General features: G+C 45.6%; 1 protein-coding gene. It reads left to right on the forward strand.

All coding sequences use genetic code 11. From position 1 onward, the window contains the following. Positions 1-49: 49 nt before the first annotated feature. The coding region (locus SB822_RS60650; protein WP_410859594.1) for a hypothetical protein at positions 50-239 on the forward strand (190 nt) is incomplete at its 3' end.

The following is a 239-nucleotide window of genomic DNA, read 5'->3' on the forward strand; positions in this document are numbered from 1 at the left end:
CGGGCTGCGCATCGATTTGCACAAAATAAGAGCACAATGGATATCAGACTTGCTTAAAGAAGCAACACATCTCGAGATGGATTTTTCATCTCCTGACATAGAGAGGAATGAAATCCTCATTCTGACGCGAAAGCGCAATTGCCCGTCCGATAAAGGATTGACGCTAACGGCTCAACCGATAGGAATGATTGCATTAATTGCAGGAGGCGTCATGCGCAGCACCAAAGTCATCCATATTG

This window comes from Paraburkholderia sp. SIMBA_054 (assembly GCF_046534875.1).
GTDB lineage: Bacteria > Pseudomonadota > Gammaproteobacteria > Burkholderiales > Burkholderiaceae > Paraburkholderia > Paraburkholderia hospita.